The organism is Acinetobacter sp. YH01020 (assembly GCF_013420275.1).
Classification (GTDB): domain Bacteria; phylum Pseudomonadota; class Gammaproteobacteria; order Pseudomonadales; family Moraxellaceae; genus Acinetobacter; species Acinetobacter amyesii.
On record NZ_VOYN01000002.1, the window covers coordinates 83060 to 97903 of the forward strand.

The 14844-nt window shown below is 42.6% G+C and carries 14 protein-coding genes; 13 read left to right on the forward strand and 1 reads right to left on the reverse strand.

Going from position 1 to position 14844, the window contains the following annotated elements; all coding sequences use genetic code 11:
• Positions 1–167 precede the first annotated feature (167 nt).
• From FTT85_RS01485 to FTT85_RS01525, 9 genes are all read left to right on the forward strand, one after another.
• Positions 168–2420 (forward strand): TonB-dependent siderophore receptor, encoded by a 2253-nt coding sequence (locus FTT85_RS01485; protein ID WP_180182668.1) that lies wholly within the window; start codon positions 168–170, stop codon positions 2418–2420.
• Positions 2421–2531: 111 nt separating this feature from the next.
• Complete coding sequence (locus tag FTT85_RS01490; protein WP_078192711.1) at positions 2532–3215, forward strand: Fe2+-dependent dioxygenase; 684 nt, start codon at positions 2532–2534, stop codon at positions 3213–3215.
• 33 nt (positions 3216–3248) lie between these two features.
• Entirely contained in the window at positions 3249–4355 is a 1107-nt protein-coding gene (locus tag FTT85_RS01495; protein ID WP_180182689.1) for an alpha-hydroxy acid oxidase, read from the forward strand.
• A 263-nt stretch (positions 4356–4618) separates the two neighbouring features.
• Positions 4619–6316 carry a 2-isopropylmalate synthase gene (gene leuA / locus FTT85_RS01500; protein WP_180101383.1) on the forward strand — a complete coding sequence of 566 codons (1698 nt, stop codon included), beginning with the start codon at positions 4619–4621 and terminating at the stop codon, positions 6314–6316.
• Between the two features lie 104 nt (positions 6317–6420).
• Positions 6421–7581, forward strand: coding sequence for a homoserine O-acetyltransferase (locus tag FTT85_RS01505; protein ID WP_078192713.1), 1161 nt, complete (start codon positions 6421–6423; stop codon positions 7579–7581).
• The gene (gene metW / locus FTT85_RS01510) at positions 7581–8174 is read left to right on the forward strand and encodes a methionine biosynthesis protein MetW (protein WP_067763682.1); all 594 of its coding nucleotides are present in this window, start codon (positions 7581–7583) and stop codon (positions 8172–8174) included. Before FTT85_RS01505 ends, metW begins: the two co-directional genes overlap by 1 nt.
• The gene (locus FTT85_RS01515) at positions 8171–8761 is read left to right on the forward strand and encodes a tetratricopeptide repeat protein (protein ID WP_078189669.1); all 591 of its coding nucleotides are present in this window, start codon (positions 8171–8173) and stop codon (positions 8759–8761) included. The genes metW and FTT85_RS01515 overlap by 4 nt, the downstream gene beginning before the upstream one ends.
• 103 nt (positions 8762–8864) lie before the next feature.
• Positions 8865–9488: an RdgB/HAM1 family non-canonical purine NTP pyrophosphatase gene (gene rdgB / locus FTT85_RS01520; RefSeq protein WP_078192870.1), complete on the forward strand. Its 624-nt coding sequence runs from the start codon at positions 8865–8867 to the stop codon at positions 9486–9488.
• Between the two features lie 65 nt (positions 9489–9553).
• The gene (locus FTT85_RS01525) at positions 9554–9847 is read left to right on the forward strand and encodes a hypothetical protein (RefSeq protein ID WP_180182669.1); all 294 of its coding nucleotides are present in this window, start codon (positions 9554–9556) and stop codon (positions 9845–9847) included.
• 35 nt (positions 9848–9882) lie between these two features.
• Here FTT85_RS01525 and FTT85_RS01530 read toward each other — a convergent pair whose 3' ends face one another.
• Positions 9883–10764 carry a permease gene (locus FTT85_RS01530; RefSeq protein WP_180182690.1) on the reverse strand — a complete coding sequence of 294 codons (882 nt, stop codon included), beginning with the start codon at positions 10762–10764 and terminating at the stop codon, positions 9883–9885.
• A 141-nt stretch (positions 10765–10905) separates the two neighbouring features.
• On the opposite strand from FTT85_RS01530, the gene tatA reads away from it, so the two are divergent.
• From tatA to FTT85_RS01550, 4 genes are all read left to right on the forward strand, one after another.
• Positions 10906–11127, forward strand: coding sequence for a Sec-independent protein translocase subunit TatA (tatA, locus tag FTT85_RS01535; RefSeq protein ID WP_078189673.1), 222 nt, complete (start codon positions 10906–10908; stop codon positions 11125–11127).
• A 12-nt stretch (positions 11128–11139) separates the two neighbouring features.
• A complete protein-coding gene (tatB, locus tag FTT85_RS01540; RefSeq protein ID WP_180182670.1) occupies positions 11140–11616 on the forward strand; it encodes a Sec-independent protein translocase protein TatB in 477 nt (158 codons plus the stop codon).
• Positions 11613–12383 (forward strand): twin-arginine translocase subunit TatC, encoded by a 771-nt coding sequence (gene tatC / locus FTT85_RS01545; protein WP_180128405.1) that lies wholly within the window; start codon positions 11613–11615, stop codon positions 12381–12383. Before tatB ends, tatC begins: the two co-directional genes overlap by 4 nt.
• Before the next feature lie 220 nt (positions 12384–12603).
• Complete coding sequence (locus FTT85_RS01550) at positions 12604–14820, forward strand: PhoX family phosphatase (protein ID WP_180182671.1); 2217 nt, start codon at positions 12604–12606, stop codon at positions 14818–14820.
• The last annotated feature ends 24 nt before the right edge of the window (positions 14821–14844 follow it).

A 14844-nucleotide genomic window follows, 5' to 3' on the forward strand; every position in this document is an offset into this window, starting at 1 on the left:
ATATTTAAATAAAACATAGTCTTAATTAATACTTGTTATATCATTACATTAAATAGGACTATCACAATATGATTATTTATCGTGATTTACAATTATACAAAGATGTAAGAACAAATAAGAATCATTATTATTCGCATACAAATTCACTATTCCAAATCGGGTTCGAAATGGCCTTCATTAAAACACGTAAGAAAATTGTTTCTTCAGCAATTGCTTCTTCTCTTTCTGTCATTGCTGTTAATGCAGTCGCGCAAGAGCAAGTTACTCAACTTCCAACGATTAACCAAGAAGTTGTTGCTGAAAAGGCACCAAGCTTAAAAGTTGATAAATCTGCGAATGCTAAATTTGTTGCTCCCCTTCTTGATACACCAAAATCTGTATCAGTGATTTCTAAGCAACTGATTGAAGACACGCAAGTCACAACTTTAAGTGATGCTTTACGTACAGTACCTGGTATTACCCTCGGTGCTGGTGAAGGCGGCAACCCAAATGGCGACCGTCCATTTATCCGTGGCTACAGCTCTGAAAGCTCAATGTATTTAGATGGTATTCGTAATTCAACCTCACAAAACCGTGAAATGTTTGCCATAGAACAAGTTGAAGTCACCAAAGGTTCTGCTTCTGCTATGGGTGGTGCAGGTACTGTTGGCGGTAGCATCAACATGATTTCTAAAGTGGCCAAAAAAGGTGACTTTTTAGAAGGTACTCTTGCTGGCGGTACAGATGCTTACGCACGTGTGACGCTTGATGGCAACAAAGATTTTGGCAATGGGATTGCTGCACGTGTTGCCGTTATGGGACACATGAATGAGAAAGCAGGTCAAGCTGACGGTGCTGAATACAAACGTGCAGGTATTGCCCCTAGTATTACTTTTGGCTTAGACACCCCTACTCGTGCAACTTTAAGTTATTACTATTTAAAATCGGATGACACTCCAGATTCAGGTGTTCCATATTGGGATGCTGGTTTAAGTAAACCACAGGGTAAACCTGCGGAAGTAAAACAAGGCGTTTATTATGGTTGGAAAGATCGTGACTTCCAAAAACAAGAAAACCAAGCAGGAACAATCAAGTTAGAACATGATTTAACTGACAACTTAACCCTCACAAACACTGCAATGTACAGCAAATCTAAAAATGATTATGTTTGGACAAACCCTGATGACTCTAAAGGCAATGTAGCCAATGGCAAAGTATGGCATCGTCAAAACTCTGCCATCACAGATAGCGATACCTTTACAAATCAATTAGCATTGACAGGTAAATTCGCTACAGGTGCCATTAATCACAGTTTTAATGTCGGTGCTGAATATAGCAAGCAAGAAACTGACAAAGGTGGTTATAACATCATTAACAGTAAAGATGGCAAAGTTTCCTCAACGGGGTTTTACAGCGACTGTAAAGACCTTTCAAGCAATTGGTGTACTTCTCTAAACAATCCAACTCAAAAACCATTTTTAGATCGTTTAGAAGCCCGCCAAGACTTTGATGCCACGGTTGAAAGCACTTCTGTATATTTATTAGACAGCATTGAAATCACACCACAATGGTTACTTGATCTTGGTGTGCGTTGGGACAAGTTTGAAGCTGAACAAAACTTTCGTGCTACATCTTCAGCTGCTGCATATACAGCTAACAATGATTCAGACTTCTTTACATATCAATCAGGTATAACCTTTAAACCTGTTGAAAATGGTTCAATTTATGCAAGTTATGCTACCTCTGCCAGTCCTGTTGGCTTAAATGCTGGTTGGGGAGATAACAGCGAAACCATAAATGCTAATAACCAAATGATCGATCCTGAAGAAGCGCAAACTTACGAGTTGGGTACTAAGTGGGACTTGTTAAATGATCGTTTGAATTTAACAGCAGCGATCTTCCGTACTGAAAAACAAAATACTCGTGTACAGCTTGACCCAACAACTTATGCGAATGTAGGTGAAAGCAAAGTAGATGGTGTTGAATTAGGATTAAATGGTCAAATTACCGATAAATGGGATATTTCGGCAGGTTATACTTATCTTAATAGTGAATTAACAAAAAATGGTAAATCATGCCGTGGTTCAGGTTCAACAGCAACTTGTACAGATAATGCCATTTATAATGGCAACCAAATGCCTAATGTACCTAAACAAGCAGCAACATTATGGACTACCTATAAGATATTGCCGCAATTAACTTTGGGTGGTGGTGCAGTATATTCAGACAAAGTTTATGGTGATGTTGCAAACATCAAATGGGCTCCATCTTATGTACGCTACGATGCTATGGCGCGTTATACCGTTAACAAAAATGTGGATTTACAGTTGAATGTAAATAACCTTTCTGACAAACGTTATTTCACTAAAGCCTACGCATCTCACTATGCCACTGAAGCAGAAGGCCGCAGCGCAGTTCTATCTGTTAACTTTAAATACTAAGAAGAAATAAATACCATAAATAATTTATGGTATTGACTCAAATAGCCTCGCTTCGAGGCTATTTTTGTATATGATCAAAACATTAATATTACAGTTCCAAAGGGTTAGGCCGTGATTCACCATATCCCAAATGTATTGAGTAAAGAACAGGTCAACTACTTCCGCACAGAAATGCAAAAAGTAGAATGGATTAATGGTCAAAAAACTACGGGTTCACTGTCTAAAAATGTAAAAAACAACCAACAGCTAGATATAGACCATCCATTAACACAGCATTTAGGTGACATTATTCTGCATGAATTGTCACAACACGCGCTTTTTACATCAGCGGCTCTCCCCCTCAATATTTTGCCGCCCTATTTTAACCGCTATGAAAATGGTGAAACGTTTGGTTTCCATGTCGACAATGCCATTCGCTGGATGCCTGACAGCAATCAAAAAATTCGTACCGATTTGTCCTGCACGATTTTTCTAAGTGAACCCGAAGAATATGAGGGTGGTGAACTTGTGGTAGAAGACACCTATGGCTACCACGAAGTGAAATTACCTGCCGGAGATTTGATTTTGTATCCATCTACCAGTGTGCATGAAGTTACTCCTGTGACTGCAGGCTGTCGTATTGCGTCATTTTTTTGGTTGCAAAGTATGATCCGTGAAGATGCTGAGCGTCACATGTTATTTAATCTCGATCAAAGCATTCAAAATTTGCGTATGCAATTGGGTGATGCACATAGTGAAGTCGTCAAGTTGACTAGTCTGTATCACAACCTCATCCGCAAATGGGCCGAAATTTAAAGCTTAAGGTCAATAGACATGGACAAACTACCAATGACTGATCACAACATTTTAGCGCCACTCACTCAGATTCCAGCTCATTTGCAAACCATTGCAGATTACGAAAAACAGGCTGAGCTGCACCTTTCTCAAATGGTGTGGCAGTACTTGCAAGGCGGCTCGATGGATGAACACAGTGTCCGTGGCAATTTGTCTCAGTTTGAACAGATACAACTGCTACCACGTATGCTGAAAGATCTAACCCAAGGTCATACCCGAATCGAAATCTTAGGGCAACGTTTCCCGCATCCTATTTTTGTAGCACCCATTGGTCACCAACAACAATTTCATCCTGATGCTGAAGCTGCAACAGCCCTCGCTGCCGAAGTCCTTGGCAGCAATATGATCCTCAGTACGTTTACCAATACAGATATGCGTGAGTTAAAGCAGGACAATCCGTACAAATGGTTCCAATTGTATTGGCAAGGTGAGCGCGAAAAGTCATTATCACTGGTCAAGATGGCAGAAGAACATGCTTATACAGCGATTGTAGTAACCATTGATTCCCCGCATACAGGGATTCGTGACCGTGAACGTCGAGTGTTTTTCCATTTGCCTGAAGGCATGCAACATCCGCATACCCCTGCACATATCCCATTGCCTGAGCTCAATGATGGCGACCATCCCGTATTTAACGGTCTGATGAAAATCGCACCGACATGGGCCGATATCCTTTGGCTCAGTCAAAACACCTCATTACCGATTATTTTAAAGGGCATTGTCAGTCCACATGATGCTGAACTTGCCCTGCAACACGGTGTACAAGGCATTATTGTGTCGAATCATGGTGGGCGCGTACTGGACGGTTGCATTTCCCCTCTCACCGCCTTAGAACTGATTAAAAAAGTTGTGCCTAAGGATTTTCCAGTTTTATATGATGGTGGTATTCGTCGTGGTTCAGATGTGTTTAAAGCGATAGCCTTGGGTGCATCTGCCGTATTAGTCGGCCGTCCCTGCATTTATGGTTTAGCTACAGCGGGCGCTTTAGGTGTTGCCCATGTACTCAAAATACTGAAAGAAGAATTTGAGATTACGATGGCATTGATGGGAACAGCCACCGTCGATGAGATTAATAAAGATTATATTTTTCAAAAAAGCTAATTTTATAGAAAAATATTTTCCAGTAATGGCATCTTGACGCAAAAATAGGAAATTATTTCCGGAATATATGGACTAATATTTAGTTATACATTTACGAGCTTACGGTAAAGCTAAGTCATGTGAATCTTTACGGATTTATTTCGACTTTCGACTAAAGACTCCGAAATTAAACTTGTAAATTGCTAGAATAGACACAATCTATATAAGTAGTACCTTGCCGTTTATCCACGACATTTATCCACGGTGCTATAAGGAGTTTTCACATGATGTTGGCAGATCCAAGCAAAAAATACCGTCGCATGTACCAACGTGTAGACTTACCAGACCGTCAATGGCCAAATAACGAAATCAATAAAGCGCCGATCTGGATGAGTACCGACCTTCGTGACGGTAACCAAGCGATCTTCGAGCCAATGAACATTGAACAAAAGTTCAAAATGTTCCAAATGCTTGTGAAAATTGGTTTCAAACACATTGAAATCGGCTTCCCTTCTGCATCACAAATCGACTTTGATTTCACCCGTTTGTTGATCGAAGGCGGCCATATTCCCGATGATGTGTACATCGAAGTTTTGGTTCAAGCACGTGATCATTTGATTCAACGTACATTTGAATCATTACAAGGTGCAAAACGTGCCATCGTGCATATCTACAACTCAAACTCGCCAACATTCCGCAATAAAGTGTTGAATGTTGATGTTGCTGGTGCAAAACAATTAGCGATTAATGCCGCAACGAAAGTCAAAGAATACGCTGCAAAACAGCCTGAAACTGAATTTGTATTCCAATACAGTCCAGAGTGTTTTACTGCAACAGAATTAGAAGTTGCTAAAGATGTCTGTGATGCGGTCACTGAAATTTGGGAAGCATCTCCAGAGAACAAAGTGATTTTAAACTTGCCTGCAACGGTTGAAGTTTCAGGTCCGAACGTCTATGCAGACCAAGTGGAATGGATGCACCGTAATATTGAGCGCCGTGACGGTGTGATTATTTCTGTGCACTGTCATAACGACCGTGGCTGTGGTATTGCCGCTTCTGAGTTGGCCATTATGGCTGGTGCTGACCGCGTCGAAGGTTGTGTGTTTGGTAACGGTGAACGTACAGGTAACGTGGACGTTGCAGCGATTGCATTGAACATGTATACCCAAGGTGTTGCGCCAAACTTAGATTTCTCAAACATTAACGAAATCATTTCAATCATTGAAGAATGCACAGGCTTGCCGGTACACCCTCGTCATCCGTATGCTGGTGATTTGGTCTTCACCGCGTTCTCTGGCTCACACCAAGATGCCATTAAAAAAGGTTTCGAGTTCCAAAAGAACGAAGAAATGTGGGATATGCCTTATTTGCCAATCGACCCGAAAGACTTGGGCCGCGACTATGATGCCGTGATTCGTGTCAACTCACAGTCTGGTAAAGGCGGTATTGCGTACTTGTTAGAATCAAATTACAACGTGGTGTTGCCTCGCCGTATTCAAATTGAATTCTCGCAAATCGTACAGCAAAAAACAGATGAAGACGGTACTGAGATTTCTGCACAAGCGATCTGGTCATTGTTTAAAGACACGTATGTGGCGGCCAAAGATACACATTATGCGGCGAAAAACTACCGCTTACATGATGAAAATGGCAAGCAAGTCATTGAACTCGATATCGAAGTGAACGGTGAGATCCAGCAATTACGTGGTGAAGGCAACGGCCCAATTTCTGCTATCTTAAATGCATTGCAGTTGCCGATTGATGTCTTGAACTATGAAGAACGCAGTATCAGTTCAGGCGCGCATGCCAAAGCCTTGGCGTTGATTGAGCTTCAAGTGAAAGGCACAGGCAAGTCTGCATTCGGCGCAGGTGTACATGACAACATCGTGACTGCATCCATCGAAGCGATTATTGCCAGCACTAACCGTTTAATTGAACAAGGTGTTTTAAGTACTGAACAAGTGATTGCTGCTGCAGTCTAATTCAATGCTTTAAATATCAAATAGCAATAAAATGACTTTAGAAGGATACCCTCAAGTGGTATCCTTTTATTATTCATACTAAAGATTTAAGGCGAATTATTCCTGTGTCTTTTCCAGCTGACTCAGTGGGCTTAGTTACCCCACAAAAGTTTATTTTTGAAGAGCCGTTAGAGCTCGAATGCGATCGCATACTCCCACGTTTTGAGCTCATGGTTGAAACTTATGGCGAACTGAATGCAGACAAATCTAATGCAATTTTGATTTGTCATGCTCTGTCAGGCCATCACCATGCAGCAGGTTATCATCATGAAGATGACCGTAAGCCGGGTTGGTGGGACGCATGTATTGGACCAGGCAAAGCCATTGATACGTCAAAATTCTTTGTCGTAGCACTAAATAATATCGGCGGCTGTAGCGGTTCTACTGGACCGACCTCTCCAAATCCTGAAAATGACAATCGCCCTTATGGTCCTGATTTCCCATTAGTGACTGTCCGTGACTGGGTCAAAACCCAAGCCATGTTGTCTGATCGTTTAGAGATTCAACAGTGGTATGCGGTGATTGGCGGCTCTTTAGGGGGCATGCAAGCTCTACAATGGTCTGTGGACTATCCAGATCGTTTACAAAAGTGCGTGATTATTGCCAGTACACCAAAACTGTCTGCGCAAAACATTGCCTTTAACGAAGTGGCGCGTCAGTCGATTTTGTCTGACCCTGATTTCCATGATGGTCGCTATTTAGAAAATGATAGTTATCCTAAGCGAGGTTTGATCTTGGCCCGTATGGTGGGTCATATCACTTACCTCTCTGAAGAAGCCATGAAACAAAAATTTGGCCGTGACTTAAAGTCAGGTAAATTTATGTATGGCTTTGACGTCGAATTCCAAGTCGAAAGTTATTTGCGTTATCAAGGTGAGCAATTTAGCCGTAACTTTGATGCCAATACCTATTTGATCATGACCAAGGCTTTAGATTATTTCGATCCATCACGTGAATATGAGCAATCATTAAAAACCGCGATGTCTAAAACCAAGTGTCAATTTTTAGTTGTTTCGTTTACAACGGACTGGCGTTTTGCCCCTGCTCGTTCGCAAGAAATTGTAGATGCATTAATTAGCAATCATAAGCCTGTGAGCTATGTGGATATTGATGCTGAACAAGGCCATGACTCTTTCTTGTTCCCGATTCCGTTATATGTGAAAAGCTTACGTGCATTCCTAGGCGGTGTAAAACACCTGCAAGAAACACCGAAGGAGACCAACTAATGCGTATTGATCATCAACTGGCTGAACGTTGGATTAAACCAGATTCAAGCGTACTCGATTTAGGGTGTGGTGACGGTGAACTGCTTGCACATATGAGCAAAAAGCACAATATTCGTGCATATGGCTTAGAAATTGATCAAGAAAAGATTGCAATTGCAGTCAGTCGCGGGTTAAATATCATCCAACAGGACTTGAACTTAGGTTTAAGTCGCTTTGCCGACCAGTCTTTTGACTATGTGGTTATGGCACAAGCCTTGCAAGCTGTAGATGCGCCAGACGTTCTCTTAAGAGACATGGTGCGTGTGGGGAAACAGGCTATTATTACCTTTCCAAACTTTGCACATTGGAAGACTCGTTCTTTCCTTGCATTAAAAGGAATGATGCCCGTTTCAGACGCGTTACCCTATATGTGGTATAACACGCCCAATATTCATTTATGTACTTTCCGTGATTTTGAAGCGCTGTGTGCTGAAAATAACATCCGGATTATTAACCGACTTGCCGTGAATGGGGATCAACAAGACAGTTTACTCAGTAAACGTCTCCCAAATCTATTTGGTGAAGTCGCAATTTATCGAGTGAGCGCTCTATGAAAAAATTATTATTAAGCACGACGCTACTGATTGGACTTTTTAGCATACAAGCCCATGCGGATTATGTTGCTCCATCATCTTCAGTTTCTAGCCAAGCTGCTCAATATTCAATTATGGATATTCACAGCTTAAGTAAAGCTGCTAAAGCAGGTCAGCCCGGTGCTCAGTTTTACTTAGGCACTAAATATCAACAAGGTAAAGACGTTGCCAAAGATGAACGTCAAGCTTTTGCATGGTATAAGGCTGCTGCTGATCAAGGTTTATCTGCAGCACAGCTTAATGTAGGTCGTATGCTTGCAGATGGCATTGGGACTAAAAAAGATGAAGCGCTTGCTCGTCAATATTTCGAAAAAGCAGCCAGCCGTGGTGATAACCGCGCAAGCTTTAACTTAGCCATGATGGAAGAGCAAAAGAAAAACTACATGGGTGCATACCAATGGTATGAGCTTTCTACCCGTGATGGCATGCTCGACAACAAAGTGATTAGCTTGTCTGAAGGTAAGAAAACGGCATTGGCAGCCAACTTAAGCCAAGACCAAATTCGTCAAGCACGTGACCGTGCAGACAAATGGATTCAAGCACAATAAGTTTTTGAATCTTAAAAAGCACCTTCGGGTGCTTTTTTATTGCCTGTCAACCACAGCATCTTGTTAAAATAGCCTCAAATCTTGTTTAATGGTGAATATTCACATGGCTTCAACTGATTGGTTATCTCAAGGCACTTTGGTGCTTGCAAGTAATAACAAAGGCAAAATTGCAGAATTTGAAAAAATGTTTGCCGAGCTTAATCTTCCTGTTGAAGTGATTCCACAAGGTCAGTTGAACATTGAAGATGCCATCGAAGACGGTCTAAGCTTTGTTGAAAATGCCATTATCAAAGCGCGTCATGCGTCGAAAATTTCAGGCAAGCCAGCCATTGCAGATGATTCTGGCATTTGCGTACCTGTGCTTGGTGGCGCACCGGGGATTTACTCTGCGCGCTATGCAGGTGAACATGGCAATGATGCCGCTAACAATGCCAAGTTGCTTGCTGACCTCAAACCACTCCGTAAAGAGGGTGAAGCCATCGAAGGGATGTTTGTATGTGTCTTGGCTTTGGTCCAACATGCAGAAGACCCACTCCCACAAATTTTCCAAGGGATTTGGCGCGGTGAAGTGATGGAAGCAGCACGCGGTGAAAATGGCTTTGGCTATGACCCACTGTTTTGGCTGCCTGAACTAAACGTTTCTAGTGCTGAATTATCAAAAGAAGAAAAAAATAAAATCAGCCATCGTGGTCAGGCGATGAAATTATTTAAAGCAAGTTTGAAATAATTTGAATTGGAGTTAATCTTAATGCCAAAGATTAACTCCAATCCCTGAATAAAAATAGAATAATTATGGCACTTCAACCGATACAGATCATATGCAACACTTGCCATCACACTTCAACTGAAATCCCGACACGCTCTTTTCTTGGTTTTCAAAAACTAAGCTGCCCTCATTGCCATGCGCAACTAACCTACCCGCTCACCTCAGGCTTTCGTACCACTTACGCTATTTTTGCAGCGTTGATCGTACTGTCGATCATGCTTAATCTGTCGCAAGGTCAGGTTGGATTTCCAGGCCTGATAGGTATCGCAATGATATACGCCCTCGTGCGTGATTGGCAGATTCGCAAACAGCTCAAGTAATCACTGTTTTGGGCATTTATAATTCACTTTTCATCTTAAAGCGAAAAAAGATGCAAAATTAACCCATAAAAACTGACGACGATGCAGCTCATAATCGTACCTGAAGCAATATAACGCGCCGAAGTACCTGTTCCTTGATAATGCGTTTCTAAAGCCACAATATTGGCGGCAGGGGGTAAGCAGAACAGCATAAACATCACCCCAATATATTTCTCGATCTGGGGAATTGGAAGAAAGGCATAACTCAAACTACAGATCACCGCGCCAACGGTGAGTTTCATCGCATAAATACGACTACTGTTCATCAGATCACGCCACTGTACCTTAGTTTGGCGCAGCCACATGCCTAAGACGCACATCCCTGTGAAACTCATTCCTATTTTTGCAGCTTGATAGAGCCAATCTAAGATCTGATGTTCTTCTAAATGTTGTAATCCAACTATTCGACAGACACCTGCAATCATCAAGGCAAATACAGGCGGTGACATCGCCACTTTTTGAATCACGCTCGACCATGGTAGTTGGGCTGAACTGACGGCTGTCACGGCCCACATATTGCCAAAGATAGAGCCACCGACATACAGAGCCACCATCGCTGCACTAATTTCAGGGCCGAACAATGCTAATGCAAAAGGAAAACCCAGCCAAGCCAAGTTCAAATAACTGACACACAAGGCACGTAAACTATCTTTTAACAGCCAGCGAAATAAATAAAACATCAGCACGGCAACACTAAAGCTAAAGAGCATCAGCGCTAAACTGCCTGCTTGATAGAACACCATATTGTAGATGATTACGGCTGGAATAAAACAGCGTGCAAGTAAGCTAGAGAAAATCGATTTGAGCGATGATGTTCGTGATAATGATGCCAATCCGAGGCCACTTAAAAAACCCAATATCGGAAGAAGAAACGCCACTACACCACCCTCACTGCTCAATCCATGCATAGTAACACTGAACATAAGCTTCGCGACTGTCTTTAAACTGCAACATCTTGGTCACTTCACTGTCATCTACAACTGCTGAAATGTTGTGCAGACCAACAAGAGGATAACAAGATGGCTGGACTATCGATTTGGCATGTACTGATTTTTGCAATTGTGGTGATTTTACTCTTTGGTACCTCTAAGCTAAAAAACTTGGGCAAAGATGTCGGCGGCGCGGTCAAAGATTTCAAAAAATCGATGCGTGATGAAGACGCAGCAAATACACAGCTTAATGAGCCTCGCACGCTAGAGCATGAAGCTCAAAATAAAACCAATTCCTCAGTTCAAAGCTAAGGAGTTGTCATAATGCTTAATATTGGTATTAGCGAATTACTGGTGTTCAGCATTATTGCGCTGATCGTACTCGGCCCGGAAAAACTGCCTGAAGGTATCCGCTTTGCAGGCAAATGGTACGGGAAAGTTAAACGACTGATCAGTAACGTGCAAACAGATATTGACCGTGAACTTCGCATGTCCGAACTTCGTGAAGAAATGCAAAAAGAAATGCAACGTATTCAACAGCTCGAAGCGCGTATGCAGGCGCAGATGAATGAATTGCAACAAACGCAACATCCCATAGAACAGACTGCGCTAAAACAACAAGAAGCCGTCCTACCTGACAATAAAAATTTATCTCCACGTTATCAGTACATCGAACGTGGTCAGATCACGATCTTTGCCTTGGTTACACCCCAAATGAAAAAAAAGCACGAGATTAAAACAGATCAAGCTCCTGTATTAAGTTCGACCGATGTATTAGCAGAATATCAGGTGGCCGTATGACAGATCTTTCACTGAATAATTCACAGAACACTGTGCCTGATTTGGAAGAAATGCCGATCACCAAACATTTGGTGATTTTGCGTCGGCATTTGATCAAAATTACAGGACTTATTTTGATTCTGTTCTTTTGTTTACTACCCTTTGCCAATCAAAGCTATCAATTGATGTCAGAGCCACTGCGTGCGCAGTTGCCGATGACCTCATCCATGATCGCAACGGATGTGACCGCCACCTTTATGGCGCCGTTCAAGTTGAATTTCTTTGTCGCGCTTATGCTCGCGATGCCTTTCGTGATTTATCAACTTTGGGCCTTCATCAAACCTGCACTGTATGAAAAAGAGCGGCATTTGGCGATGCCCTTATTATTCGGCAGCATCGTCCTCTTCTATGTCGGTATTGCCTTTGCCTATTGGGTTGCTCTGCCCTCCATCCTACATTTTTTTATGAGTGTTTCGCCTGAAACAGTCGCCCCGATGACGGATATCAATAGTTATTTAAGTTTCTGCTTAAAGCTTTTTTTGGTGTTTGGGCTGACCTTTGAAATTCCCATCATCACGCTAATTTTGATTTTGATCGGGGTGGTGTCTACTCAAACCTTGGTGGAGAAGCGTCGTTTTATTATCGTCGGCTGTTTTTTTGTCGCCATGTTTGCCACGCCACCCGATGCGCTTTCGATGATCATGCTGGCCATTCCCATGTGGATGCTCTTTGAGCTGGGTTTGTTCTTTGGCAAGCTGATTGAAAAACGACGTACATCTGCAACTTAAACAAACTGATGTTTCGACAATTTTGGTGAGTTTTACACCTAAGAGGCTGAGATAGCCTCTTTTTTTATGCGCCCATTTAATGTTTTGCAATTTTCATGCAGCGAAATCTAAACGCCTATTTCATCAGTTTGCAACATTAGCTTCAAAGCATTGTCATATTTTATCGATAGTTTTATGTGATCAACTTTTACCCAGCACACCTTTGCCAGGATTTAAATTCATGACAAACATGCCATATAACGAAGATCAAGAACTTGATAACAACACTTCGGATAACCTTCATTTTCGTGACATTTTAGAACAGCGCATCAGCCGTCGTAGCTTGATTACCAAGACTGCGAGTGGTGCAGTCGCACTTGCATTGGCATCTTCATTAACGGGGTGTAATGATGACAATGACTCAGGTTCAAATAGCAATACCAAACCACCTGTCACTGATCCAAATCAAAAACCGACCAAGTTCAATTTCACACCAGTGAAAAAGAATTTAGACGATATTGTGACTGTTCCTGAAGGCTATCAAGCGCATGTGCTATATGCGATGGGTGACTCGATTAACCCTGCATACCCAGCGTGGGATGATAACAATGTTCCTTCTGGCCCGAGCTTCCAATTCCGCTCTGGTGACTGCCATGACGGTATGAGCTTCTTTGGTTTAAATACCACCTCTGGACGTTATGATGCCACGCAGTCTGACCAAGGTTTGTTGGTAATGAATCATGAATACATCAACCCGACCTTCTTGCACCCGCAAGGCCCAACCAAAGTGGAAGGTCGTCGCCCTGAAGATGAAGTTATCCGTGAAGTCAATGCACACGGTGTTTCTGTGATTCAAATTGAAAAAGACAGCAAGACTCAAGCCGTTAAACTGGTACAAAACTCTCCATTTAACCGTCGTATTACCGCATCGACCGTAATGGACTTTAAAGGCCCTGTTGCAGGCTCAAGCTTAGTCAGTACAAAGTTTTCAGCCAATGGTCAACAAACCCGTGGTACACACAACAACTGCGGTAATGGCTATACCCCTTGGGGCACTTACCTGACAACAGAAGAAAACTTCATTGGTTACTTCGCTCGTGCAAAAGACGATGATGCCAAACGTAGTCCGGCTGAAATTGTGGCACTCAACCGTTATGGCCTAAAAGCGGGTGCGAACTCACGCTATGGTTGGGAAACAGCGATTGGAAGTAATGAGTCTCAAGATTTATATGACCGTTGGTCGGCGAATGTTTCCGGTACTCAGGCAGCAGAAGATTATCGTAATGGTCCAAACACCTTTGGTTGGATTGTCGAAATCGATCCATTTGACCGTCGTGAAAACCCCGTAAAACGTACAGCACTGGGTCGCTTTGCACATGAAGACTGCCGTGCAAGTCGCTTACGTGAAGATGACAACCTCGCATTTTACATGGGTGATGACTCACGCGGTGAATACATCTATAAATTTGTATCCGACCAAAAATGGAATAAAAAAGATGTCAACGGTGGCTATGCTGCAGGTGACAAATACATGAACAACGGTAAGTTATACGTTGCCAAATTTAACAATGACGGCAAAGGTCAATGGATTGAATTGAGCTATAACGTCAATGGTTTAAACCAAAGCAACAGCGTGTATCCGTTTAGCTCACAAGCAGATGTTCTGACCTTCGCACGTCTTGCCGCAGATGCTGTCGGTGCTACCAAAATGGACCGCCCTGAATGGGTCGCTGTGCATCCAGACAATGGTGAAGTCTATGTGACCCTCACCAATAACTCGAACCGTGGTACGACGCATGCACTAGATGCTGCCAACCCTCGTAACTACATCGACCCTGAAGGTGGTAAAGGCAACGTCAACGGTCATATTATCCGTTTCCGTGAAGATGGTGATACAACCACAGCACTCAGCTTTACTTGGGATATTTACCTGTTTGGTGCTGAAGCAAAAATGGCGAGCAACATTAACTTATCTGGTCTAAATGACAACAATGACTTGTCTTCACCCGATGGGATGTGGTTCGACCCACGTGGTGTGTTATGGATTCAAACCGATGACGGTGCTTATACTGATACCACCAACTGTATGATGCTTGCTGCGCTTCCGGGTCAAGTCGGTGATGGTACAAAAGCCACGACATCATCGGGTCAAGAAACCATTGTGGGTGCAAAACTGAATGATGAAAACTTACGTCGCTTCCTGACTGGACCTAAAGAATGTGAAATCACAGGTGTGACGATGACACCTGACTACAAAGCGATTTTTATCAATGTGCAACATCCCGGTGAAGATTCAGCATCCTATGCTGAACCGACCAGCCACTGGCCTGCATCACAAACCAATGCAGCAGCGACTTCACGTCCTCGCTCAGCGACCGTAGTCATCACCCGTAAAGATGGTGGGGTGATTGCTGGCGAAGCGGTAGAACAAGCTCAGCCAACGCAAAAAACTGCATAAAACACCTTTAAAAAATAAGCCGAC

What these genes read in the sequence shown, in the direction of transcription:
- metW (WP_067763682.1), top strand. Translation starts at nt 7,581, where the DNA reads ATGCGTATTGATCATCAACTGGCTGAACGTTGGATTAAACCAGATTCA.
- FTT85_RS01495 (WP_180182689.1), top strand. Translation starts at nt 3,249, where the DNA reads ATGACTGATCACAACATTTTAGCGCCACTCACTCAGATTCCAGCTCAT.
- FTT85_RS01485 (WP_180182668.1), top strand. Translation starts at nt 168, where the DNA reads ATGGCCTTCATTAAAACACGTAAGAAAATTGTTTCTTCAGCAATTGCT.
- tatA (WP_078189673.1), top strand. Translation starts at nt 10,906, where the DNA reads ATGGCTGGACTATCGATTTGGCATGTACTGATTTTTGCAATTGTGGTG.
- FTT85_RS01525 (WP_180182669.1), top strand. Translation starts at nt 9,554, where the DNA reads ATGGCACTTCAACCGATACAGATCATATGCAACACTTGCCATCACACT.
- rdgB (WP_078192870.1), top strand. Translation starts at nt 8,865, where the DNA reads ATGGCTTCAACTGATTGGTTATCTCAAGGCACTTTGGTGCTTGCAAGT.
- leuA (WP_180101383.1), top strand. Translation starts at nt 4,619, where the DNA reads ATGATGTTGGCAGATCCAAGCAAAAAATACCGTCGCATGTACCAACGT.
- FTT85_RS01550 (WP_180182671.1), top strand. Translation starts at nt 12,604, where the DNA reads ATGACAAACATGCCATATAACGAAGATCAAGAACTTGATAACAACACT.
- tatC (WP_180128405.1), top strand. Translation starts at nt 11,613, where the DNA reads ATGACAGATCTTTCACTGAATAATTCACAGAACACTGTGCCTGATTTG.
- tatB (WP_180182670.1), top strand. Translation starts at nt 11,140, where the DNA reads ATGCTTAATATTGGTATTAGCGAATTACTGGTGTTCAGCATTATTGCG.
- FTT85_RS01515 (WP_078189669.1), top strand. Translation starts at nt 8,171, where the DNA reads ATGAAAAAATTATTATTAAGCACGACGCTACTGATTGGACTTTTTAGC.